General features: G+C 63.4%; 21 protein-coding genes. 11 read left to right on the forward strand and 10 right to left on the reverse strand.

The window, feature by feature from the left end:
* Positions 1–130 precede the first annotated feature (130 nt).
* Positions 131–2,335, forward strand: a complete 2,205-nt coding sequence (locus F3H35_RS11490; protein WP_149779724.1) for a sensor histidine kinase NtrY-like — start codon at positions 131–133, stop codon at positions 2,333–2,335.
* Between the two features lie 7 nt (positions 2,336–2,342).
* The gene (ntrX, locus tag F3H35_RS11495; RefSeq protein ID WP_149779725.1) at positions 2,343–3,752 is read left to right on the forward strand and encodes a nitrogen assimilation response regulator NtrX; all 1,410 of its coding nucleotides are present in this window, start codon (positions 2,343–2,345) and stop codon (positions 3,750–3,752) included.
* An 11-nt stretch (positions 3,753–3,763) separates the two neighbouring features.
* On the opposite strand, the gene F3H35_RS11500 is transcribed toward ntrX, so the two are convergent.
* Positions 3,764–4,303, reverse strand: a complete 540-nt coding sequence (locus F3H35_RS11500; protein WP_149779726.1) for a hypothetical protein — start codon at positions 4,301–4,303, stop codon at positions 3,764–3,766.
* 32 nt (positions 4,304–4,335) lie between these two features.
* Here F3H35_RS11500 and trkA point away from each other — a divergent pair, with 32 nt between their 5' ends.
* The 4 genes from trkA (at position 4,336) to hflX (ending at position 8,899) form a co-directional block, all read left to right on the forward strand.
* Positions 4,336–5,712, forward strand: coding sequence for a Trk system potassium transporter TrkA (gene trkA, locus F3H35_RS11505; RefSeq protein WP_149779727.1), 1,377 nt, complete (start codon positions 4,336–4,338; stop codon positions 5,710–5,712).
* 4 nt (positions 5,713–5,716) lie between these two features.
* Complete coding sequence (locus F3H35_RS11510) at positions 5,717–7,237, forward strand: TrkH family potassium uptake protein (protein WP_149779728.1); 1,521 nt, start codon at positions 5,717–5,719, stop codon at positions 7,235–7,237.
* 148 nt (positions 7,238–7,385) lie between these two features.
* The gene (hfq, locus tag F3H35_RS11515; RefSeq protein ID WP_007815402.1) at positions 7,386–7,625 is read left to right on the forward strand and encodes an RNA chaperone Hfq; all 240 of its coding nucleotides are present in this window, start codon (positions 7,386–7,388) and stop codon (positions 7,623–7,625) included.
* A complete protein-coding gene (gene hflX / locus F3H35_RS11520) occupies positions 7,622–8,899 on the forward strand; it encodes a GTPase HflX (protein ID WP_149779729.1) in 1,278 nt (425 codons plus the stop codon). The genes hfq and hflX overlap by 4 nt, the downstream gene beginning before the upstream one ends.
* Before the next feature lie 9 nt (positions 8,900–8,908).
* On the opposite strand, the gene F3H35_RS11525 is transcribed toward hflX, so the two are convergent.
* From F3H35_RS11525 to F3H35_RS11545, 5 genes are all read right to left on the reverse strand, one after another.
* Positions 8,909–9,244 (reverse strand): DMT family transporter, encoded by a 336-nt coding sequence (locus F3H35_RS11525; protein ID WP_149779730.1) that lies wholly within the window; start codon positions 9,242–9,244, stop codon positions 8,909–8,911.
* Between the two features lie 97 nt (positions 9,245–9,341).
* Positions 9,342–10,553, reverse strand: a complete 1,212-nt coding sequence (locus F3H35_RS11530) for an MFS transporter (RefSeq protein WP_149779731.1) — start codon at positions 10,551–10,553, stop codon at positions 9,342–9,344.
* Positions 10,550–10,912, reverse strand: coding sequence for a potassium channel family protein (locus tag F3H35_RS11535; protein WP_149779732.1), 363 nt, complete (start codon positions 10,910–10,912; stop codon positions 10,550–10,552). Before F3H35_RS11535 ends, F3H35_RS11530 begins: the two co-directional genes overlap by 4 nt.
* 3 nt (positions 10,913–10,915) lie before the next feature.
* On the reverse strand, positions 10,916–11,581 hold the full coding sequence (locus tag F3H35_RS11540) for a DsbA family oxidoreductase (protein WP_149779733.1): 666 nt from the start codon (positions 11,579–11,581) through the stop codon (positions 10,916–10,918).
* Complete coding sequence (locus tag F3H35_RS11545) at positions 11,568–13,094, reverse strand: class I adenylate-forming enzyme family protein (protein ID WP_149779734.1); 1,527 nt, start codon at positions 13,092–13,094, stop codon at positions 11,568–11,570. Before F3H35_RS11545 ends, F3H35_RS11540 begins: the two co-directional genes overlap by 14 nt.
* Before the next feature lie 66 nt (positions 13,095–13,160).
* On the opposite strand from F3H35_RS11545, the gene F3H35_RS11550 reads away from it, so the two are divergent.
* Positions 13,161–13,784: a helix-turn-helix domain-containing protein gene (locus F3H35_RS11550; RefSeq protein WP_149779735.1), complete on the forward strand. Its 624-nt coding sequence runs from the start codon at positions 13,161–13,163 to the stop codon at positions 13,782–13,784.
* Positions 13,785–13,863: 79 nt separating this feature from the next.
* Here F3H35_RS11550 and F3H35_RS11555 read toward each other — a convergent pair whose 3' ends face one another.
* On the reverse strand, positions 13,864–13,977 hold the full coding sequence (locus F3H35_RS11555) for an entericidin EcnA/B family protein (protein ID WP_149779736.1): 114 nt from the start codon (positions 13,975–13,977) through the stop codon (positions 13,864–13,866).
* 31 nt (positions 13,978–14,008) lie between these two features.
* A complete protein-coding gene (locus tag F3H35_RS11560) occupies positions 14,009–15,835 on the reverse strand; it encodes an extracellular solute-binding protein (RefSeq protein ID WP_149779737.1) in 1,827 nt (608 codons plus the stop codon).
* A gap of 309 nt (positions 15,836–16,144) precedes the next feature.
* Here F3H35_RS11560 and F3H35_RS11565 point away from each other — a divergent pair, with 309 nt between their 5' ends.
* Positions 16,145–16,918, forward strand: coding sequence for a 3-hydroxybutyrate dehydrogenase (locus F3H35_RS11565; RefSeq protein ID WP_149779738.1), 774 nt, complete (start codon positions 16,145–16,147; stop codon positions 16,916–16,918).
* A 7-nt stretch (positions 16,919–16,925) separates the two neighbouring features.
* Positions 16,926–17,948: a patatin-like phospholipase family protein gene (locus F3H35_RS11570; protein WP_223228391.1), complete on the forward strand. Its 1,023-nt coding sequence runs from the start codon at positions 16,926–16,928 to the stop codon at positions 17,946–17,948.
* Positions 17,949–17,969: 21 nt separating this feature from the next.
* On the opposite strand, the gene F3H35_RS11575 is transcribed toward F3H35_RS11570, so the two are convergent.
* Together F3H35_RS11575 and F3H35_RS11580 are read right to left on the reverse strand one after the other, a co-directional pair.
* The gene (locus F3H35_RS11575; RefSeq protein ID WP_149779740.1) at positions 17,970–18,662 is read right to left on the reverse strand and encodes a DUF502 domain-containing protein; all 693 of its coding nucleotides are present in this window, start codon (positions 18,660–18,662) and stop codon (positions 17,970–17,972) included.
* Positions 18,663–18,763: 101 nt separating this feature from the next.
* Positions 18,764–19,693 (reverse strand): pseudouridine-5'-phosphate glycosidase, encoded by a 930-nt coding sequence (locus F3H35_RS11580; RefSeq protein WP_149779741.1) that lies wholly within the window; start codon positions 19,691–19,693, stop codon positions 18,764–18,766.
* 294 nt (positions 19,694–19,987) lie between these two features.
* On the opposite strand from F3H35_RS11580, the gene rpsB reads away from it, so the two are divergent.
* Together rpsB and tsf are read left to right on the forward strand one after the other, a co-directional pair.
* Complete coding sequence (rpsB, locus tag F3H35_RS11585) at positions 19,988–20,791, forward strand: 30S ribosomal protein S2 (protein WP_149779742.1); 804 nt, start codon at positions 19,988–19,990, stop codon at positions 20,789–20,791.
* A gap of 77 nt (positions 20,792–20,868) precedes the next feature.
* A complete protein-coding gene (gene tsf / locus F3H35_RS11590; protein WP_149779743.1) occupies positions 20,869–21,744 on the forward strand; it encodes a translation elongation factor Ts in 876 nt (291 codons plus the stop codon).
* Positions 21,745–22,062: the final 318 nt, after the last annotated feature.

The following is a 22,062-nucleotide window of genomic DNA, read 5'->3' on the forward strand; positions in this document are numbered from 1 at the left end:
CTTTTGAGAACAGGCCGCAGGACACAAAATGTTGTGGTTTGCCCGCAGAGGCGACCCAATTTGACAGGGGCGGTGCGTGGCGGTCACTACACGCAGATGGACATGGGACCGGGTCAATCGGCTGAGGCGCATGAAGCGTCTGCAGACGCTTGCGACCTTCGGGCTGGTGGTGCTGGGGCCGGTTCTGGCGGTGCTCACCTATCTGGTGATGGGGCCGCTGGATCAGGGCGCGTCGTCGAACGTGCTGCGGATCGTTCTGCTGTCGGATCTGGTCTATGTGATCATGGTGGCGGCGCTGGTGATGCAGCGCGTGGCGCGGATGATCGCGGCACGGCGCAAACGCTCGGCGGGATCGCGGCTGCATCTGCGGCTGACGGGTGTGTTCGCGCTGATGGCGCTGTTGCCGACCATCGCGGTGGCGGTCTTTGCGACATTGTCGGTCAATATGGGTCTGGAGGCGTGGTTTTCGGATCGGGTGGGCCGGGTTGTGGACAGCTCGGTGGCGGCAGCGCAAGCCTATGAGGAAGAGCACCGCCGCGATCTGGTGGCGGATGCGCAGGTTCTGGCCTCGGTGATCGACGCCACCAAGCGCGCCACGATGTTCATGGATGATGGCGATATCCGGCAGGTCCTGTCACGTGGCCAGCGCGAGATCCAGCGCGGTCTGCGCGAGGCCTTCGTGATCGACGGCACGGGCGATATCAGGGCGCGCGGCGAGAGATCGTATTTGTTCGATTATGAACAGCCGACGCAGGCGCAGATCCAGCAATCCCTTGCCGAGGGGGTCGTGGTGATCCGCGACTGGGACAATAACGAGTTTCGCGCGCTCTTGCCGCTCGAGACGATCCCGGACCGATATCTCTATGTCAGCCGCAATGTCGATGGCGCGATCCTGAACCTGCTTGACGAGACGCAGGAGACCGCACGCTTTTATGAGCAGCGCGAAAGTGAACGGGGCCGGGTCCTGTTCGAATTCGGGCTGGTGTATCTGGGCTTTGCGGTGATCCTCATTCTGGCGGCGGTCTGGCTTGGCATGTGGTTCGCCGAGCGGCTGTCGCGCCCTGTGGGGCGCCTGACCAGTGCGGCGCAGCGCGTGGGGGATGGCGATCTGGACGTGACGGTGCGCGAAGAGGAAGGCGATGACGAGATCGCCCAGCTTGGCACCTATTTCAACCAGATGACCCGGCAGCTCAAGCGGCAGCGCGAAACGCTTCTGGCCAACACCCAGCAGATCGAACGCCGCCGCAGGCTGTTCGATTCGGTGCTTGGATCGGTGTCGTCGGGGGTTGTGGGGCTGGATCCCAATGGCCGGGTCGCCTTTGTGAACCGGGCGGCGGAAAGGCTGCTGGATTGGCAGGAGGATCAGGCCTCGACGGCGCTGAGCGTGGCGGTGCCGGAATTCGGGCCATTGTTCGAAAAGCTCAAGCAGGTGCAGGGTGGCTTCGTGCAGGAAGAGGTCAAGGTGAGCCGGGGCGGACGATTGGAAAACCTGCTGGTGCGCATGTCCACAAGGCGCAGCGAATCCGGTAAGCGCGAAGGCTATGTGGTGGCGTTCGACGATGTGACCGATCTGGTGGCCGCACAGCGCATGGCGGCCTGGGGCGATGTCGCGCGGCGCATCGCCCATGAGATCAAGAACCCGCTGACCCCGATCAAGCTGTCGGCGGAGCGCATCAAGCGCAAGTTCGGCCGTATTCTTGATGAACAGCAAGCCGCCGATCTTGAACAATTGACCGATGTGGTCATCCGGCAGACCGACGATCTGCGGCGGATCGTGGACGAATTCTCGAAATTCGCGCGGATGCCCGAGCCACAGGCCAAGCCCGAGAGCCTGACCGAGTTGGTGAGGAAAGCGGCGCTCTTGCAGGAGGCGGGACAGCCCGATGTGATCTTCGTCACCGATCTGGACGAGGATGCGCTGTGGTCGAGCGTGGATGCCACGATGATCAGTCAGGCGCTCATCAACCTGATGAAAAACGCGGGCGAGGCGATCGAAAGCCTGCAGGAGGCGGGGGCGCCCGAAGGGCATCGCCCGGAGATCCGGGTATCGACCACGATCGAGAACGGGCAGGCGGTGCTGCGCATCGCCGACAACGGAATCGGGCTGCCGGAAGATCGCGCAAGGCTGTTCGAGCCTTATGTGACGACACGCGAAAAGGGCACCGGGCTTGGATTGCCGATCGTCAAGAAGATCATCGAGGAGCACGGGGGCACCCTTGTGCTGGAGGATGCGCCGGCCTTTGCAAACGGCGCGCATAAAGGGGCGATGGCGGTGGTTCACCTGCCGCTGCTGAACGCCCGGGAGGACCAGGGCATTGAACGAGAAGCGGTGTGAAAACAATATGAGTGACATTCTGATTGTGGACGACGAACGAGATATCCGCGAGTTGATCGGGGATATCCTTGAGGATGAAGGCTATGGCACGCGGCTTGCGGGCAGTTCGGACGAGTGCATGTCCGCGATTGCCGCCTCGGCGCCGGCGCTGTTGATCCTCGATATCTGGCTGAAAGACAGCCAGATGGACGGGATCGACATTCTCAAGGCGGTGAAGCGCGATCACCCGGAAATTCCGGTGGTCATCATATCGGGTCACGGCAATATCGAGATCGCGGTCGCAGCAATCAAGCAGGGCGCGTATGACTTCATCGAAAAGCCGTTCAACATAGATCAGCTTTTGGTGGTGATCCGGCGCGGCATGGAGACCAGCCGTCTGCGCCGCGAGAACCAGCAATTGAAGCGCCGCGAGACGGAGCCTGCGCAGATGCTGGGCGACAGTGCGGCGTTCCGGGCGCTGGTGTCGCAGCTGGACAAGGTGACCAAATCCAACGGGCGCGTCATGCTGAGCGGGCCTGCGGGATCGGGCAAGGAGCTGGCGGCCCGCTATATCCACGCCAATTCGCAGCGCGCGGAGGCGCCTTTTGTCAGTGTGAGCTGCGCGTCGATCGAGCCGGACCGCATGGAGGAGGTGCTGTTCGGGCGCGAAACCGACGAGCGCGGCGTGGAGCCGGGCCTGTTGGAAGAGGCCAATGGCGGGGTGATCTATTTCGACGAGGTGGCCGACATGCCGCCGGGCACGCAATCGAAGATCCTGAGGGTTCTGGTGGATCAGACATTCCTGCGGGTCGGCGGCAGCGAGAAGGTCGAGGTGGATCTGAGGGTGATTTCCTCGACCAGCCGCGATCTGGAGGCCGAGATCGCCGCCGACAAGTTCCGGCGCGAGCTGTATCACCGGCTGAACGTGGTGCCGATCGAGGTGCCCAGTCTGGAAGAGCGGCGCGAGGATATTCCGGGGCTGGCCGCGCATTTCATCGAGATGCTCAACCGCACGCAGGGCTTGCCGCTGCGGCGCATGAGCACCGAGGCGGCGGCGCTTTTGCAGACGATGAACTGGCCGGGCAATGTGCGCCAGCTGCGCAACATGATCGAGCGCGTGCTGATCCTTGGCGATGCCGGTGGCGAGATCAAGGCCGGGGAATTGCCGAGCGAGACCGAGGCGCCCGCCGAGGAGGGGCGCGTGGTGCTGGCGGGATCGGTGGCCACGATGCCACTACGCGAGGCCCGCGAGGCGTTCGAGCGCGAATACCTGCTGACCCAGATCAACCGTTTCGGCGGCAATATCAGCCGGACGGCGGAATTCGTGGGCATGGAGCGCAGCGCGCTGCACCGCAAGCTCAAGTCGCTTGGCGTGGTGACAGGCACCAAGGGCACGCGCGGCACGAGCGACGAGGAAGAGCATCAGGAAGTGGGTTAGAACGTGTCAGGTCAGGGCGCAGGTGTGACCATGCGCCAGTTGCCGCCATCGGTGCGCAAGGCACAGGAGCCGGGTCCGAGCGGCGGCTGAGGGGTGTCGGAGCGCAGCGTGATCCTGCCCGCGACATCGGACGGGCAGGAGGGCAGCGAGATCCGGGCGTAGCCCTTGTCGGCCATGCACAGGCGGGTCACATCCTCGCGCAGCGCCGCGTTCGTGTCGACGCGCTCATAATTAGAGGGGCGCAGCACGATCCGCGTCCAGACACAGGCGCCGCCGGGATGGCAGACCGGCTGCAGGATCGTGTCGGGCGGGGTGTATCGGGTTTCGATGGCGGGCGGCACATCGCGCAGGGCCGAGACGCGGCAGGCGGTCAGATCGCGGTCCAGCCGGTCGATGGTCACGCCCTCGCGATAGAAAAGCTCGGGCGTGGCGCAGCCTGCCAGAACGACAAGACACAGCGGAAAAAGGCGGGACGCGATCTGCATGAAGCGAGGATACATCAGCCGCAGCGGCGGGACAAAGGAATTGACCCTGCGGGGGGCATCTGTCATTCAGCGTGTCCAGACAGGATGAGGCGTGAGGCATGAAGGTCATCATCTGCGGGGCAGGTCAGGTCGGCTGGCAGATCGCCCGTCATCTTTCGGGCGAAAAGAACGAAGTCACAGTCGTGGACAACAATCCCGATCTGGTGCGCCGGGCCACGGATACGCTTGATGTGCAGGGGATTGCGGGCTTTGCCAGCTATCCCGATGTTCTGGAGCGCGCGGGCGCGCGGGACGCCGACATGATCATCGCCGCCACCTATTCGGACGAGGTCAACATGGTGACCTGTCAGGTGGCGCATTCGGTCTTTTCCATTCGTCGCAAGATCGCGCGGCTGCGCAGTCAGTCCTATCTCAACGCGATCTATTCCGATCTGTACCGCCGGGATCACATGCCGATCGACGTGGTCATCAGCCCCGAGCGCGAAGTGGCCGAGGCGGCGATGCGGCGGCTGTTTTCGCCTGCGGCCTTCGATACGGAGCTGTTCTTTGACGGCAAGGCGCAGCTCATGGGGTTGCGGCTTGAAGAGGATTGCCCGGTTCTGAACACGCCGCTGCGGCAATTGAGCGATCTGTTCTCGACCTTGCGGGTCGTGGTGCTGGCGATCCGGCGTGAGGGACGGCTGTTTGCGCCCGAGGCGGGCGACCAGCTTTTCGAGGGGGACGAGGCCTATATCTTTGCGCCAATCGAGGACATTCCCCGGTCGCTGGAGGTGTTCGGCAAGTCGCAGAAGAAACAGGAACGTCTGGTGATCGTGGGCGGCGGCAATATCGGGCTTGCGGTGGCGCAGGCGATGGAGAAACGCGGCACGCGGACCCGAACCAAGGTGATCGAGCGGGACCGGGGCCGTGCCGAGCGCGCGGCGGATGCGCTGGAGCGCACGATCGTCCTTTACGGGGACGGTCTGGATGCCTCCTTGCTCAACGAGGCGGGCATATCGCGCGCGGATGCGGTGCTGGCGGTCACGGATGACGACAAGACCAACATGCTGGCCGCCGTGCGCGCCAAGGCCGCCGGGTGCCCCTTTGCGATCACGCTGGTCAATGACCCGACGCTGTTGCCGCTGATGGAGCCACTGGGGATCGACGCCTTCATCAACCCGCGCGCCACCACTGTGAGTTCCATCTTGCGCCATATCCGGCACGGCAAGGTGCGCTCGGTCTATTCCATTGGCGATGCGGAGGCCGAGGTGATCGAGGCGGAGGTCATGTCGACCTCGTCGATCGCCGGATCGGCGGTGCGCGACATCGATTTCCCGGAAGGCGTGCTGGTGGGCGCGGTGAAGAAGGGCGACGAGATTCGCAAGCCCACGGGCGGGTTGAGGATCGAGGCAGGGGACGTGATTGTCCTGTTCGCCATGGCCGACGATGTGGCCCGGGTGGAGCAGCTGCTTCAGGTTTCCATCGACTTCTTCTGATCTGATGATCGCGCGCCTTCTGACATTCCCGCTGATCCTGATCCTGGCCGGGATTGCGGCTGGGGCCATGCTGATTCCGGCGACCCATGCGCTGGTGCAGCGCGATCACAGCGTGGCGCAGGCCTTTGCCTATTCCAGCGTGCTGGGGATGACGGTGGTTTTCCTTGTGGGTCTGGCACTGTCCGGGCGCCCGCGCAGCGACAACAGCGATCTGGAAAATCTGGGCTCGCTCATGCTGGCCTTGACGGGGTTGCCGCTTTTTCTGGCGCTGCCCTTCTATGAGGGGCTGGAGACGACCAGTTATCTCAACGCCTATTTCGAGATGGTGTCGTCGTTGACCACCACCGGCGCGCCGATCTTCACCGAGCCGGGACGGCTGACCGACAGCCTGCATCTGTGGCGCGGGATCGTCGGCTGGTTCGGGGGGCTGCTGATGTGGATTGCGGCCGCGGCGGTGCTGGCGCCGTTGAACCTTGGCGGGTTCGAGGTGACGGCAAGCGCCGAGCCGGGGCAGGGCGGCGGGCAGATGGAGCGCTTCGAGAGAGCCAGTTCGGCCAAGCGGCTGGCACAGGTGACGCTCCGGCTGGCGCCGCTTTATGCCGGGCTGACGGCGGCGCTTTGGCTGATGCTGATGATCGGGGGCGACCGGCCGCTCGTGGCGATCATGCATGCCATGTCGACCATGGCGACAAGCGGCATTTCCCCGATCGGTGGCGTGCAGAACGCGCAATCGGGATTCGCGGGCGAGGCGGTGGTGTTCCTGTTCATGCTCTTTGCGCTGTCGCGGCTGACGTTTTCCTCGGACACGGTGACCGTGGCGCGGCCCGGTCTGCACAATGACCCGGAATTCCGGTTGGGCGCGGCGCTGGTGCTGGGGGTGCCGCTTTTGATTTTCGCGCGGCACTGGGTCGGAGCGTTCGATGTCGATGAGACCGAAAATCTGGCGATGGCCGGCGCGGCGCTTTGGGGGGGGATGTTCACGGTGCTGTCGTTCCTGTCCACCACCGGGTTCGAAAGCGCGTCATGGGACGAGGCAAGGGGCTGGTCGGGACTGGGCACGCCCGGATTGATCCTGATGGGGCTGTCGATGGTTGGGGGCGGTGTCGCCACGACCGCCGGGGGCGTGAAGCTCTTGCGGGTCTATGCGCTTTATCTCAATGGCCAGCGGGAAATGGAGCGGCTGGTGCATCCCTCGTCGGTGGGGCGCGCGGGGGCGGGCAGCCGGAGGATCCGGCGCCGGGGCGCGTTCGTGGCGTGGATCTTCTTCATGCTGTTCGCGCTTTCCCTGGCGCTTGTCACCCTGACGCTGGCGGGTCTTGGGCAGGATTTCGAGCAGTCGATCATCCTGAGCATCGCCATGCTGAGCACGACCGGGCCGCTGGTGAGCGTGGCCGGCGAGGCGCCGATCAACCTTCTGGTGCTCTCGGAGCCCATCAAGCTGGTGCTCTGCGCGGCGATGGTCGTGGGGCGGCTCGAGACGCTGGCGATCATTGCGCTGCTCAATCCGAGCCTGTGGAGGCGGTGACGGAATGGCCGCGCGACGGCGCGGAGCGATCACGTGCAAGGATTTGATTTTTGGGCTGGAAAGTCACGTCAACGCACTCCATACTTGTATTGCGAGGGAGTGAACGTGCCGGTTCGCGGCGCAGGCAAGAACAAAGGCTTTAGGCAAAATGGCATCAGACAGACAAAATCTGCAGGACGCATTTCTGAACCAGGTCCGCAAGACCAAGATTCCAGTCACGATATTTCTCATCAACGGTGTAAAGCTTCAGGGTGTCATCACCTGGTTCGACAATTTCTGCATCTTGCTGCGGCGAGATGGGCAATCGCAGCTTGTCTACAAGCACGCGGTGTCCACGATCATGCCGTCGCAGCCGATCAGCCTTTATGAAGGCGACGAGGCGACTTGACGCTGACAGAGCGCGCAGACACCCGGGCATGGGTGTTGCATCCAGACATTCCGAACGCCGCGTCGGGCCGCGATCCGCAGCTGGCGCTTGAAGAGGCCGTGTCGCTTGGCCATGCGCTGCCGGGGCTGGATGTCGTCGGCGCGCAGGTGGTGCGTGTGCGCCAGCCGCATCCCGGGACGCTGTTCGGCAAGGGCAAGCTTGAAGAGCTGCACGCGTTGATCGACGCGCAGGAGATCGAGCTTGTGTTGATCGACGGGCCTGTGACGCCCGTGCAGCAACGCAATCTGGAAAAGGCCTGGGGCGTGAAGCTGCTGGATCGCACGGGGCTGATTTTGGAGATCTTCAGCGACAGGGCGGCCACCCGCGAGGGCGTGTTGCAGGTCGAGATGGCGGCGCTGTCCTATCAGCGCACGCGGCTGGTGCGGGCCTGGACCCACCTTGAGCGGCAGCGCGGGGGGCTTGGCTTTGTGGGCGGTCCGGGCGAGACGCAGATCGAGGCCGACCGGCGCGCGATCGACGAGCAGCTGGTGCGACTGCGTCGGCAATTGTCGAAGGTGGTGCGCACCCGCGAATTGCACCGCGCGGCGCGCGCCAAGGTGCCGTTTCCGATCGTGGCTCTGGTGGGCTATACGAACGCCGGCAAATCGACGTTGTTCAACCGCATGACCGGGGCCGATGTGATGGCCAAGGACATGCTCTTTGCGACGCTGGATCCCACCATGCGGCGGATCGAATTGCCCGGTGGCGGACCCGAAGTGATCCTGTCGGACACGGTGGGGTTCATCAGCGATCTGCCGACCGAGTTGGTCGCGGCCTTCCGCGCCACACTGGAAGAGGTGCTGGCCGCCGATCTGATTGTGCATGTGCGCGACATCTCGCATCCCGAGAGCGAGGCGCAGGCGCGTGACGTGCGCACTATCCTCGAAAGTCTGGGCGTGCGCGACACCACCCCGCAGATCGAGGTCTGGAACAAGATCGACAAGCTGGATGACGAGACGCGTCAGGCGGTCCTGACCCGGGCGGCGCGGCATGAGCATGTGCAGGCGTTGTCGGCGGTCACGGGCGAGGGCATGAGCGAGCTGGTGGGCGTCATCACCAGCGCGATGACCGACACGACCCAGGAGGCGCATCTGCATCTGAGGTTCGATGAAGGGCGCAAGCGCGCCTGGCTCTATGAGCGCGGATTGATCGAGGATGAACGCCAGACCGAGGATGGGTTCGATCTGACCGTGCGGTGGAGCCTGCGGCAGCAGGCGCAGTTCGAGCAGGTGTAACGGGCTGCGTCAATGCGGTGTGGTCTTGGAGAAAAGCTGGATCACCACGATACCGCCGAGGATCATAGACGTACCGATTATGGCGGGCGGGTCGAGGCGCTGGCCGAACAGCACGAAACCGATGATCGCGATGAACACGATCCCCAGCCCCGACCAGATCGCGTAGGCGACGCCGACGGGGATGTATTTGAGCGTAAGCCCCAGAAGATAAAGCGCGATGGCATAGGCGACGATAGCCAGAAGCGTCGGCCCCAGCCGGGTGAATTGCTGGCTGGCCTGCAGGGCGCTGGTGCCCAAGGTTTCGGCCGCTATGGCGAAAATCAGCAGGATATAGACCTTGAGCATGGGCGCGCCTTTCGGGGGAGGTGAGTTTGTCCAGTGCTACGCGGTTTGGCCCGCAGGTGCAATTTCCGAAGCCGGGCCGGTCTTGGCCCAAAGCGTTTCAGGCGGTCTGATCCTGCATCCGCGACAGGCGCAGCATCAACAGCCGTGCGAGCAGCACGACACAGAACACCGCCAGCAAAAGCGGCATCGGTGTGCCGTTGAACATCAGCCCCACCGGCACGGTCAGCAGCACGGCGCCCACGGTGGCGAAACAGGCGATCACGCTGGCCCCCATGCCGGCGATATGGCCCAAAGGCTCCATCCCGAGGGCGTTGATATTGCCGAGCGTCAGCGCAGCATTGGCGAATACGGTGGTCTGCCAGACGATATAGACCGGAAATTGCAGCGCCGGGGGCAGGCCAAAGGAAAAGGCCAGCACCATCGCACCCGACAGAACGATCTGCAGCCCGAGCGCGCCCGATACCATGCGCTGCATCCCGAGCCGGACCACGATGGAGGCGTTGAGGAAACTGACAGCACCGGCGATCACCGCCATGACGAAAAACCAGAAGGGAAATTCGGGCGCGCGGTCGAAGGTCACCGCGAAAATCTGCTGGATCATCGAGATCGAGCAAAAGAGCGTGGTCATGCAGAGCATCTGCACCGCGATGGCCAGCCGGACGGTGGGATTGGCAAGCACCTCGCGCATGGCGGCGACAAGGGCGGCACGCCGGAAGGGGCGGCGTTTCTCGGGGGGCAAAGGCTCGTCCAGACGCAGGGCCAGCCAGAGCGAGCAGGCCAGAGCGAACAGGATGAAGGTCAGAAAGATCGCTCGCCAACCGAAAAGGCCGATCACCACGCTGCCCGCCAGTGGCGAGACGGCGGGAACCAGTGTGAACACCATCATCACGAAGCTCATGAGCCGGGCCATGTCACGACCCGAATAGAGATCGCGCACGATGGCGAGGGCCACGATCCGCGCGGCCGCCGCGCCAAGACCCTGAACGATGCGCGCCGCGATCATCAATTCGAGCGAGGGCGCGATCCAGGCCAGGCCTGCGCCAAGAATATAAACGCCCGATCCGATGAGGATCACGCGCTTGCGCCCGAAACTGTCGGAAAGAGGGCCGGTGAACAGCGTGCCGACCCCCAGCCCGAGGATGAAGGAGGTGACGACAAGCTGCGCGCGGTTGAGCGCGTCAGGCGTCAACTCGGCGCCGATGCGGGGCAGGGCGGGCAGCATGGAATCGAGCGAAAAGGCGACGGTGGCCACCAGCATCGCCATCATCGCCACGAATTCCAGCCGGCTGAGCCGGGGCTGACCGGTCATTTGTCGGGGCTTTCGGGTTCGTTTGCGGCGGGCGGGTCCTGTTCGGGGCGGTGGTGGTGGCCAAGCCGCGCGATGAGCCATTCAGTATGTTCTTCGCGTTTGCGCACGGCAAAAGCGCCGAATTGCTGGATCGCCACGGCAAAGATGCCCAGACCCACGAGAATGAAGACCGTGGTGCCGATCTTGCCGATTGCGGTGGCGGGCACCAGTTCGCCGTAACCCACGGTCGAGAGGGTCACGACGGTAAAGAAATAGCTGTCAAGCCAGCTCCACCCTTCGACGAGGCGAAAGAACACCGTGCCGCCGGCGATGATCAGAACCACCATCGCGATGAGCGTCAGGATCTTGAAGCCACTCATGGATCAGCCCTTGCCGTTGCCCGGATCATCGCCGCGCGCGATCTGCTCGGTGATCTCGTCGATGACCTTGAGCCACAGATCGGCGGGTTGTGCGCCGGGGACCGCATGCTGGCCCGCCACGATGAAGGTGGGCACCGAGGTGACGCCCATCTCGCGAAAGCGGCTGTCGCGGGCGCGGATCGCGTCGAGATCGGCATCGCTGTCCAGCAGGCGCCGGATCACGGCGGCGTCCATCTCAAGCCCATCGGCGAGATCGGCCAGAACCTCCGCATCGCCGATATCGCGCCCCTCTTCGAAATAGGCGCGAAACAGCGCCATCACCATCGGTGTCTGGCGGTCCTCGATCCCGGCCCAATGGATCAGGCGATGGGCATCCAGCGTGTTGGGGGTGCGGGTGATCGCCTCGAAATTCAGCGAAAGCCCCGCCTCCTGCGCCTTTTCAAGCACGGGCATGTAGGCTTTGACCGCGCCCTCTTTGCCGCCGAATTTCGCCTCGAGATAGGCGCGGCGGTCCATGCCTTCGGGCGGCATGTCGGGATTGAGCTGGAAGGGATGCCATTCCAGCGTGAAGGGATGATCGGGGCGCGCGGCAAGGGCGGCGTCCAGATAGGTCTTGCCGATATAGCACCAGGGGCAGATCGGGTCGGAAATGATGTCAAGCTTGACCATTGAGGGCCTCGTAGATCGGCCGCAGCTTGCGGCGCAGGAGTTTGCCATTGGCCCCGGTCGGCAGAGCATCGACATGAATATAGGCGCGGGGCCGCTTGTAGGCGGCAAGGCTGTCCGAGACGTAGGCGTCAAGCGCGGCGTCGTCCACCCTTTGCGGCGCGGTATAGAAGGCCATGATGACACGCAGGTCGGGCTTCACCTCGATATCGGTGACGGCGCTTTGGGTGATGGCGGGGTGATGATTGAGCACCATTTCCACCTCGATGGGCGACACGCGGATGCCGCCTGCGTTCATCATGTCGTCCGAGCGGCCAAGATAGGTGATATCGCCCGCAGCGTCCATCACGCCCTGATCGCCGGTCAGGAACCAGTCGCCCTGAAAGCGGGCTTGCGTTTCGTCGGGCGCATCGAGATAGCCCAGCATCAGGCCCGGATCGCTGCGGTGAATGGCGATGGTGCCTTCGGCGTCCTGCGCCACGGGGCCGTCCGGGCCAAGGATCGCCACACGCCTGCCGGGTTGCGGGCGGCCCAGAGTGCCGGGGGTGGCCGGATGATCGGGGCTGGCGGAGATGAAGGTGGAGCATTCCGACATCCCGTACGCCTCGTGGATGGGGGTGCCGGTGGCGTCTTGCCAGTGATGGCGGATATTTTCCGAGAGTTTTTCGCCAGCGGCAAGGCCATGGCGCAGCTTGGGCAGGGGCGGCATCGGCGCGCTGCCCAGCATCTTGCGATAGACACCGGGGGCGGCGGCGAAGATCGTGGCGTCATGACGCTTGAGCAGCAGCGGCAGTTGCGCGGGGTCGGTGCCGGCTTCGGGAATGAGGGCGGTGGCGCCCATGGTCCAGGGGTCCATCAGACCGGTGCCGAGCGTATAGGTCCAGTTGAAGGCGCCGGCATGGAGCAGGCGGTCATCGCGGCAGAGCCCATACCAGCCCTGCATCATCATGCCCCGCGCCCAGATGGCCCGATGCGCATGACACACCGCGCGCGGCACGCCCGAGGTGCCGGAGGTGTAGATGATGTAGCCCAGCCTGTCGGGATCGCCCATCTGCCAGTCGGCGGGCGGAAGATCACGCATCGCAGCAAGCGCCGTGGTGTCGATCACCGGGATCGCGGTGTCGGGGCAGGCGATGCCCGGCCCGAGCAGGATCGCCGCCGGGTCCAGCGTGGCGATCATCGCGGCCACCTCGGGTTCGGTGAGCTGCGGAGAGGTGGGCACCGGCACCAGACCCACGGCAAGCGCGCCCAGATAGGCGATCGGGAAATCGACGGTATTGCCAAGCCGCATGAGCACGATGTCTCCGGGCTGCAGGCCGGAATTCAGAAGGCCGGTTCCGGTGCCCAGAACGGCGGCCTTGAGGCGCGCGTAGCTCCAGCGTTCGGCGCCGGTCAGGCGCAGGACGGCGAGTGCGATCTTGTCGGGCGTCTCGTCGGCCCGGGCAAGGACATGCGCCGCAAGATTGAACGGCGACGGACAGGCAGGGAAGGGATCGGGACAGGTTTCTGAGATCATGCTGCCGGAGTATGCCGGGCGCCCTTCAGTTGCAAGTGGCGAGGGCTGGGCTTATAGCTTTTCACCATGCAGCGCACGACACCTGAAAACCTGATCCGCGTGGCCCGCGAAAGCGGCCGGGAAGAGACCGGCGAACCGCTCAACCTCGGGGAGCGGGTTCGAGACCTGCGCAAGTCGCGCGGCTGGACGCTGGAGCAGGCGGCAAGCCAGGCGGGGCTGGCGCGCTCGACCCTGAGCAAGATCGAGAACGGTCAGATGTCGCCCACCTATGAGGCGCTCAAGAAGCTGGCGGTGGGTCTTGAGATTTCGGTGCCGCAGCTCTTTACGCCGCCGCAACGCGAACAGATCAGCGGGCGCATGTCGGTGACCAAGGCCGGCGAGGGCCAGCATCAGGCCACCACCACCTATGAGCATGTCCTCCTGGGCGAAGCACTGACCAAGAAGAAGATGCTGCCCTATCGCGCCCGCATCCGGGCGCGGCACATGGACGAGTTCGATGGCTGGGTGCGCCATGACGGCGAGGAATTCCTATACGTCCTGACCGGGGTGATCCGGCTTTACACGGAATTCTACGAGGCGATCGAGATGCGCAGGGGCGACAGCGCCTATTACGACGCCACGATGGGGCATAACGTGATCTCGGTCAGTGACGAGGATGCGACGATCCTTTGGGTGACCTCACTGGCGTGACGGCAGGGCGAAAGACCCGGCTGGCGGATGCCAGCAGGGCCGATCCTGCATGCGTGGCGAACGGGGCGAGTGCGCCCGATCAGAACCAGCTTTGAACGCCGCGCGCGGCGCCGGAGATATCCTGTCCGACGCCGTCGATCGTGGCGCAGGCGGACAGGGCCACAAGAAGGCCAAGGGCGATCATATGTTTCATGGCGTTGCCTGAGTATCTTGGACTGCTGTTTTTAGTTTTCTTCGAACCACCAGACTTCGGGCAGGAAATGAATTCCGTCCCCGTAAATCGGTAAGTTATCCACAGGATACTTCAATTCCTTGAGATGGGCAATCCTGCCCACGGCGTAGTTGTGAATCGGAATCACATAGCGCCCCGCGGTCAGGACCCGGTCGAGCGCGCGAGTGGCTGCGACGAAATCCTCACGGGTGCGAGAGGTCAGCATCGCGTCGATCATCGCGTCGGCGGCAGGCGATGTCATGCCCATCAGGTTGCGGCTGCCGGGCTGCTCGGCGGCCTCGGACCCCCAATAGAAGCGCTGTTCATTGCCCGGGCTGAGGGACAGGGACCGGCGCATGAAGGTCATATCGAAGTCAAAGAGCCGCTCGCGCTCGGCATATTGCGCCTTGTCGATGGATTGCACCTGCAGATCGATGCCCAGACGTTCGAGTGCACGGGCATAGATATCCATGATCGCGGTGGCCTGCTGGATCAGCGCATCCTGCTGCAACAGCACCTCAAGCCGGAAGGGTTGACCTTGGGTGTTGCGCAACTCGCCGTCCTGCACGGTCCAGCCCGCCTCTTCGAGCAGGCCGAGCGCCACGCGCAGATTGCCGCGGTTGCGCGCCGAGCCATCGCTGACGGGCAGGCTATAGCCCTCGAGCGCACCGGGCGGCAGGGTGCCTGCGAAGGGCATGAGCAGATCGCGCACGCGGCCCGTGGCGGAGCCGGGTTGCATCCCCAGTTCGGAATTGGAGAAATACGAGGTGATCCGGGGCTGCAGGCCGCCGGTCAGGGTGTCGTTGATATACTCGAAGTTGAACGCCTGAATGAGCGCCTCGCGGACGCGCCAGTCATCCAGAGGCGGGCGGCGGGTGTTCATCACGAAACCCGTCATCCCCGAGGGCTTGGAATGGGGGATCTCGGATTTGACGATATCGCCCGATTGCACGGCTGGAAAATCATACTGCGTGTTCCAGCGTTCGGCGTTGAATTCGCGGATATAGGAGAGCGCCTGCGCCTTGAACGCTTCCTGCATCACGGTGTTGTCGCCGTAAAATTCGATGCGGATCTCGTCGAAATTCGAGATGCCGCGGCGCAGCGGCAGATCGGCCCCCCAGTAATCGGGGTTGCGTTTGAGCACGAGGAAACGCCCGAATTCATGGCTGTCGATCACATAGGGCGCGGAGCCTATGGGCGCCTCGTCAGGGGGCGCATCGGCGAAATCACGCCCCTGCCATTGGGATTTCTGCAAGATCGGACGCAGACCGGCGATGATCGCCAATTCGCGGTCCTCTTCGGCGAAGGTGAGACGGACGGAGCGCGGACCGGTCTGTTCTATCGAGGCGGTCTGATCGTGAAAACCGCGATAGCGGGGGTGACCGGCGGTGCCGAGGCTTTCATAGGACCAGATGACATCCTCGACCGTGACGGGGCTGCCATCCGAAAAGCGCGCCTCGGGGCGCAGGGTGAATTCGACCCATTCACGATTCGGGCCGGTCTCGACCGATTCGGCCAGAAGGCCGTAAAGCGTGAACGGCTCGTCCCAGGATCGGCCCATCAGCGACTCGTGCGTGAGGAAGCGCAATTGCCACGGAGGACTGCCCCTGAGGGTGAACGGGTTGAGCGAATCGAAGCTGCCGACATTGCCGGTAACGATCCGCCCGCCTTTTGGGGCATCGGGATTGGCATAGGGCAGGGACACAAAATCCGGTGGGAGTGCCGGCTCTCCATACATAGCTATGCCATGCGCAGGTTCGGCATGGGCGGACTGCATGGCTGGAACCAGCGCGAGAAACGCCGCGACGACTCCCGCCAGAGAGAAAAAATCCGATCTCATTTCAGCAACAATTCCTGTTCGCCCTTATGTGCTTGAGCTTGGACCGTAGAGGCGGATTCACGTCTTTTCAAACTTTTAGCTTGGATCACGGCGCCAGATTGCTTATAAAGGGATCACTGCTCGATAGGTTTCTTGCCTGTATGAAACCTGCCTCAATAACTTAACGCCGGCTTCGTGCCGGCGTTTTTTTTGGCCGGGTGGTCCGTCATCCATTGTCCGCTTTCCCGTGCAATTCGCACGCGCAGCAATTATGCTGCGCCCGCACATGTCTGCCATGAAGGGCGGGCGCGAACCACAGGAGATCGAGATATGGGCATTTCAGGCAAGACCGCAATCGTGACGGGATCGACCTCCGGGATCGGGCTGGGTATCGCCGAGGAACTGGCCCGCAACGGCGCGAACGTGATCCTGAATTCCTTCACCGACACCGAAGAAGATCATGCCATCGCCGACCGGCTGGCGCGCGAACATGGAATCAGTGCGCGGTATATCCGGGCCGACATGTCCAACCCCGAAGCCTGCCGCGCGCTGGTGGAACAGGCGGGCGCCTGCGATATTCTGGTCAACAATGCCGGTGTTCAGCATGTGGCGCCCATCGACCAGTTCCCGACCGAGAAATGGGACATGATCATCGCGATCAACCTCAGCTCGGCCTTTCATACGACGGCGGCGGCGCTGCCGCTGATGCGCAAGGCGGGCTGGGGCCGGGTCATCAACATTTCCTCGGCGCATGGTCTGACGGCGAGCCCCTACAAGGCGGCCTATGTCGCGGCCAAGCATGGGGTGATCGGACTGACCAAGGTGACCGCGCTGGAGACGGCACAGGAGCCGATCACCGCCAATGCGATCTGCCCGGGCTATGTGCTGACCCCGCTGGTCGAGGCGCAGATCCCCGACACGATGAAGCAATACGACATGTCGCGCGAGGATGTGATCCGCAACGTCCTTTTGGAACGGCAACCGTCCAAGGAATTTGCCACGATCAAACAGTTGGGCGGAACGGCGATGTATCTGTGCTCGGATGCGGCGGCGCAGGTGACGGGCACCACGATCAGCGTCGATGGCGGCTGGACGGCGCTGTGAGCCGCGCATGAGCCAGAAGAAACGGATCAACCTGGCCTTGCAGGGCGGGGGCGCGCATGGGGCATTCACCTGGGGCGTTCTGGACCGTCTGCTCGAGGATGACGGGATCGAGATCGCCGGTATCTCGGGCACATCGGCGGGGGCCTTGAATGGCGCGGCGTTGAAATCGGGGATGCTCGAAGGTGGGCACGAGGGCGCACGCGAGAACCTGACGTGGCTCTGGGAGCAGATGGGTGCTGTGCGCGATATCCGGATGCCTGCATGGATGACGGGCGCGATGCCCGCGCCGGGGGCTGTGAGTGCGGCGCTGGAAGCCTCGGTGCCGTTTGCGATGGTCGATGCGATGACGCGGGCCGTATCGCCTTATGCCTATGGGCCGTTCTATGTGAACCCGCTGGAACGGATCGCCGCGCAGTTTCACTATGACAAGGTCTGTTCCGACGCCGGGCCGCGCTTTTTCGTGGGCGCGACGAATGTGCATAACGGCAAGATCCGGGTGTTTACGGGGGATGACATCTCGACCGAAAGCCTGCTGGCCTCGGCGTGCCTTCCGACGCTGTTCAAGGCGGTCGAGATTGACGGCGAGCATTACTGGGACGGCGGATATACCGGCAACCCGGCGCTGTTCCCGCTTTTTGCGCCGGAGCTGCCCGAGGATATCCTGATCGTGCATATCAACCCGCTGGTGCGCGAGGATGTGCCCAAAAGCCCGCAGGAGATCCAGAACCGGATCAACGAGATCAGTTTCAACTCATCGCTGTTGCGCGAATTGCGGGCGATCGGATTTGTCCAACGCTTGCTGGAGGATGGCAGCCTGACGCCCGGGTCGATGAAGCGGGTGCATGTCCACATGATTGCCGATGACGTGCTGATGCGCGAGCTGTCGGTGGCCAGCAAGCTGATGCCGACGCCCTATCTGCTGCACAGGTTGCGCGATGCGGGATATGCGGCAGCCGAAGGTTTTCTGCAGACCCATCGCGACGATCTGAATCAGCGCAGCAGCGTTGATCTGGCGGCGATGTACAACTGACGCGGACTGCCTTTTGTGAAGCTATTTCAGGTGTTTGTGCTTGTCTGTTGAGGTAGATTCCCCGGGGTAGACAAGCCCCGCCGAGATCACCAGCTTGGCCGCGTCTTCGACGCTCATCGACAGCTCGACCACATCTTCGCGTGGGAAATAGAGCAGAAAGCCACTGGTCGGGTTGGGCGTTGTGGGGACAAACACGCTGAGAAGTTCCGAGACGGTGTCCACCTTGCCCGCGATTTCGCCCTTGGCCGTGGTCGAGATGAACCCGATCGCCCAGATGCCCTTGCGCGGGTATTGCACGAGGCAGGCCTTTTCGAAGCTGCGCTCGGACTGGGCGAAGACCGTCTCGGCGATCTGCTTGACGCCGGAATAGATCGAGCGCACCACCGGCATCCGGTTCACGACGGATTCCGCGAAGCGGATCAAGGACTTGCCGATCAAACCTTTGGCGATCCATCCAACGATGATGGTGAACACAAGAAAGATGATGACGCCGACGCCGCGCAGGTTGATGCCGATGTAATGCTCTGGGCGCAGGTTGGCGGGGATCAGGGGCAGAACGAAGCTGTCGACCCAGCCCATCAGCGTCCAGATCAGCCATATGGTCATCGCCACCGGCAGGATCACGACGAGCCCGGTCAGGAAACTGGCCCGGATGCCGGCGAACATGCCGGGTTTGCGGGGTGGTTGCGGAGTGTCGTCGAACGGCGTTGTCATGACATATGTCTGCTCAGGAAAAGCCCATCGGCTATCTAGGATGTTTCGCTGTCTGCTACAATGGGCTTGGCCGCGAGGCGCTGCAATAGCGTGTTAAATGCTTATATTTCAGGCAGTTCTGCATCGTCGCTGACCGCGGCGATCGCGATGCGCGCGGCCAGCCGGGCATTCGCATGGATCAGCGCGACATTGGCGCTCAGCGACGCGCCGTCGGTCATCTCGGAGATGCGGCGCAGCAGAAAGGGCGTCACGGCCTTGCCGGTGATGCCTTGGGCGTCGGCCTCGGATTGTGCGGCGGCGATCAGAGGCTCGAGAGTTTCGCGAGGGATTTCAGCATCTTGCGGGATGGGGTTGACGACAAGCTGCCCGCCGGGCAGGCCAAGCGCGGCGCGCATCCGATGGGCGAGGGCGATCCGGGCCGGGCAGTCCATGCGCAAGGGTGCGGGCAGACCGGAGTCGGCGGACCAGAAAGCGGGGAAGGCATCCTGCCCGAAGGCGATCACGGGAACGCCCAGAGTTTCCAGCGTTTCCAATGTCTTGGGCAGATCGAGGATGGCTTTGGCCCCGGCGCAGACCACGGTCACCGGGGTTTGCGAAAGTTCGGTCAGGTCGGCGGAAATGTCGAATGTCTCGGCGGCGCCGCGATGCACGCCGCCGATCCCGCCGGTGGCGAAGACGGTGATGCCGGCGCGCGCGGCACAGATCATGGTCGCCGCCACCGTGGTCGAGCCGGTGCCACCCATCGCCATGCAGGCGGCCAGATCGGCACGGCTGAGCTTGGCGACGTCGGGCTTTTGTGCAAGGATTTCAATCTCCTGGCGGGAGAGACCCACCCTGATCTTGCCATTTGTCACAGCGATCGTGGCCGGGATCGCGCCGGCATCACGGACGGCCTGTTCGACCGAAAGAGCGGTTTGCGCATTGCGCGGCCACGGCAGGCCATGGGTGATGATCGTGGATTCCAGCGCCACGACCGGCAGGCCGGTTTGCAGCGCATCGCGGATCTCGGGGCTGGGGTGAAGAAGGGGCATTGCGGGCCTCCGAGGGCAGGATGTCGAATCGGGGGCAGGCCCCTTATGAAGGCTCAGATTACCCGATCGGTATCGCGTCGGTATAACGTCGGTATAACGTCGGTGCGAAAACCGCGCCCCGAAAGCCGCCGAGGCGGGCAGGGGGGTTGCGCCCACCCTGGGGCTGGTCTATAGGCACCGCACTTACACCCGCAGGCATGGGCGGGCTGTCAGGGGAGACATCCCTGTCGGTCCACCGGTTGAAGCAAATGCTTCTCATCCCGTGCCGAGGCTTAAACCGGAAAGGAAACGGACATGGCTCTTCCCGAGTTCACCATGCGTCAGCTGCTTGAAGCCGGCGTTCACTTCGGCCACCAGACGCAGCGTTGGAACCCCCGTATGGGCGAGTTCATCTATGGCGCGCGCAATGGCATTCACATCATCGACCTGACACAGACGGTTCCGATGCTCGACGCGGCGCTGAACGCGATCCGCGACGTCGTCTCGAAGGGCGGGCGCATCCTGTTCGTCGGCACCAAACGTCAGGCTGCACAGCCCGTGGCGGAAGCCGCCGACCGCTGCGCACAGTATTACATGAACCACCGCTGGCTGGGTGGCACGCTGACCAACTGGCAGACCGTGTCGCAGTCGATCAAGCGTCTGAACGAGATCGACGAGATCCTGAGCGCCGGTGCGGGTGGTCTGACCAAGAAAGAGCGTCTTGGCATCGAGCGCGACCAGCAGAAACTGCAGGCGAGCCTTGGCGGCATCCGCGAAATGGGCGGTCTGCCGGACATGCTGTTCGTGATCGACGTCAAGAAAGAGGCGCTGGCCGTTGCCGAAGCCAACAAGCTGGGCATCCCGGTCGTCGCGATCGTCGACACCAACTGCTCGCCCGATGGCGTGGATTACATCATCCCCGGCAATGACGATGCGGCGCGCGCCATCTCGCTCTATTGCGATCTGGTGAGCCGCACCGCTCTGGATGGCACCGCCGTGCAGCTTGGCGCCGCTGGCGTCGATCTGGGCGAGATGGTCGAGGCCCCTGTCGAAGAGGCCGCCGCCGAGGAAGCTCCGGCTGCCGAAGAGGCCAAGACCGAGCAGGCTGCCGAAGGCTGAGCCGCTTTCATCAAAACGACATGGGGGCCGGGCTATCCCGCCCCCTGCATATTCAGACGATTCCAAGGAGAGCCCAGATGGCTATCACTGCTGCACAGGTGAAAGAGCTGCGCGATACGACCGGCGCAGGCATGATGGACGCCAAGAAGGCGCTGACCGAGACCGATGGTGACATGGAAGCCGCGATCGACTGGCTGCGCACCAAGGGTCTGGCCAAAGCCGCCAAGAAATCCGGCCGCACCGCCGCCGAAGGCCTTGTCGCGGTCAATGTCGAGGGCGGCAAGGGCGTCGCCGTCGAGGTGAATGCCGAGACCGACTTCGTCGCCAAGAACGCCGATTTCCAGGATATGGTCGGCAAGATCGCCGGTGTCGCCATCGGCACGTCGGATATCGACGCGCTGAAGGCCGCCGAGCTGGATGGCAAGACCGTCGAAGAGGTCATCACCGCCAAGATCGCCACCATCGGCGAGAACATGTCGCTGCGCCGCATGGCCACGATCGAAGGCGACACTGTGGTGTCCTATGTCCATAACGCCATGGCCGATGGCATGGGCAAGATCGGCGTTCTGGTCGCGCTGAAAGGTGGCGATGAGGCCTTTGGCCGTCAGGTCGCCATGCATATCGCCGCCACCAACCCCGCCGCGCTGAACGAGGCCGAGCTTGACCCCGCCGTGGTCGAGAAGGAACGCCAGGTCCAGATCGACATCGCCCGCGAATCCGGTAAGCCGGAAGAGGTGATCGAGAAGATGATCGTCGGCCGCATGAAGAAGTTCATGGCCGAAGTCACGCTGCTGGGTCAGCAATTCGTGATCAATCCCGACCTGACGGTCGAGGCCGCCGCAAAGGAAGCGGGCGCCGAGGTTCTGGGCTATGTGCGCCTTGAAGTCGGCGAAGGCATCGAGAAGAAGGAAGAGGATTTCGCGGCCGAGGTGGCCAAGGTCGCCCAGGGCTGATCTTTCCACCACGTGATGTGCAAAATTCAATGCCGCCCCGATCGCTCGGGGCGGCATCTTACATTTCCGACGCCTCACTTGGGGAATGAAGACGGACAGCACACAAAAATACACTTCCGGGTTCGCCGGAAAAATTGTCCGACTGACGGCACGATCAATAGAACCGCCAGCCGGGGTCCAGTAAAACTGGAAAGACGGAGAGCTTCGAAATACGCGAAGAGTTCCGCCCCTTGTTCCCGGGCATAAAACGCCACCACTCACGGAACGTGCGCAGTGTGCGCATCTGGGGACCTATTCAAAAGTAGTGGAATCCATACC

The sequence above is a fragment of the Roseovarius litoreus genome (genome assembly GCF_900142765.1).
GTDB classification, from domain to species: Bacteria; Pseudomonadota; Alphaproteobacteria; order Rhodobacterales; family Rhodobacteraceae; genus Roseovarius; species Roseovarius litoreus.

Coding starts and splice junctions, on each gene's coding strand:
- F3H35_RS11490 (WP_149779724.1), top strand. CDS start 131: ATGAAGCGTCTGCAGACGCTTGCGACCTTCGGGCTGGTGGTGCTGGGG.
- ntrX (WP_149779725.1), top strand. CDS start 2,343: ATGAGTGACATTCTGATTGTGGACGACGAACGAGATATCCGCGAGTTG.
- F3H35_RS11500 (WP_149779726.1), bottom strand. CDS start 4,303: ATGACAGATGCCCCCCGCAGGGTCAATTCCTTTGTCCCGCCGCTGCGG.
- trkA (WP_149779727.1), top strand. CDS start 4,336: ATGAAGGTCATCATCTGCGGGGCAGGTCAGGTCGGCTGGCAGATCGCC.
- F3H35_RS11510 (WP_149779728.1), top strand. CDS start 5,717: ATGATCGCGCGCCTTCTGACATTCCCGCTGATCCTGATCCTGGCCGGG.
- hfq (WP_007815402.1), top strand. CDS start 7,386: ATGGCATCAGACAGACAAAATCTGCAGGACGCATTTCTGAACCAGGTC.
- F3H35_RS11525 (WP_149779730.1), bottom strand. CDS start 9,244: ATGCTCAAGGTCTATATCCTGCTGATTTTCGCCATAGCGGCCGAAACC.
- F3H35_RS11530 (WP_149779731.1), bottom strand. CDS start 10,553: ATGACCGGTCAGCCCCGGCTCAGCCGGCTGGAATTCGTGGCGATGATG.
- F3H35_RS11535 (WP_149779732.1), bottom strand. CDS start 10,912: ATGAGTGGCTTCAAGATCCTGACGCTCATCGCGATGGTGGTTCTGATC.
- F3H35_RS11540 (WP_149779733.1), bottom strand. CDS start 11,581: ATGGTCAAGCTTGACATCATTTCCGACCCGATCTGCCCCTGGTGCTAT.
- F3H35_RS11545 (WP_149779734.1), bottom strand. CDS start 13,094: ATGATCTCAGAAACCTGTCCCGATCCCTTCCCTGCCTGTCCGTCGCCG.
- F3H35_RS11550 (WP_149779735.1), top strand. CDS start 13,161: ATGCAGCGCACGACACCTGAAAACCTGATCCGCGTGGCCCGCGAAAGC.
- F3H35_RS11555 (WP_149779736.1), bottom strand. CDS start 13,977: ATGAAACATATGATCGCCCTTGGCCTTCTTGTGGCCCTGTCCGCCTGC.
- F3H35_RS11560 (WP_149779737.1), bottom strand. CDS start 15,835: ATGAGATCGGATTTTTTCTCTCTGGCGGGAGTCGTCGCGGCGTTTCTC.
- F3H35_RS11565 (WP_149779738.1), top strand. CDS start 16,145: ATGGGCATTTCAGGCAAGACCGCAATCGTGACGGGATCGACCTCCGGG.
- F3H35_RS11570 (WP_223228391.1), top strand. CDS start 16,926: ATGAGCCAGAAGAAACGGATCAACCTGGCCTTGCAGGGCGGGGGCGCG.
- F3H35_RS11575 (WP_149779740.1), bottom strand. CDS start 18,662: ATGACAACGCCGTTCGACGACACTCCGCAACCACCCCGCAAACCCGGC.
- F3H35_RS11580 (WP_149779741.1), bottom strand. CDS start 19,693: ATGCCCCTTCTTCACCCCAGCCCCGAGATCCGCGATGCGCTGCAAACC.
- rpsB (WP_149779742.1), top strand. CDS start 19,988: ATGGCTCTTCCCGAGTTCACCATGCGTCAGCTGCTTGAAGCCGGCGTT.
- tsf (WP_149779743.1), top strand. CDS start 20,869: ATGGCTATCACTGCTGCACAGGTGAAAGAGCTGCGCGATACGACCGGC.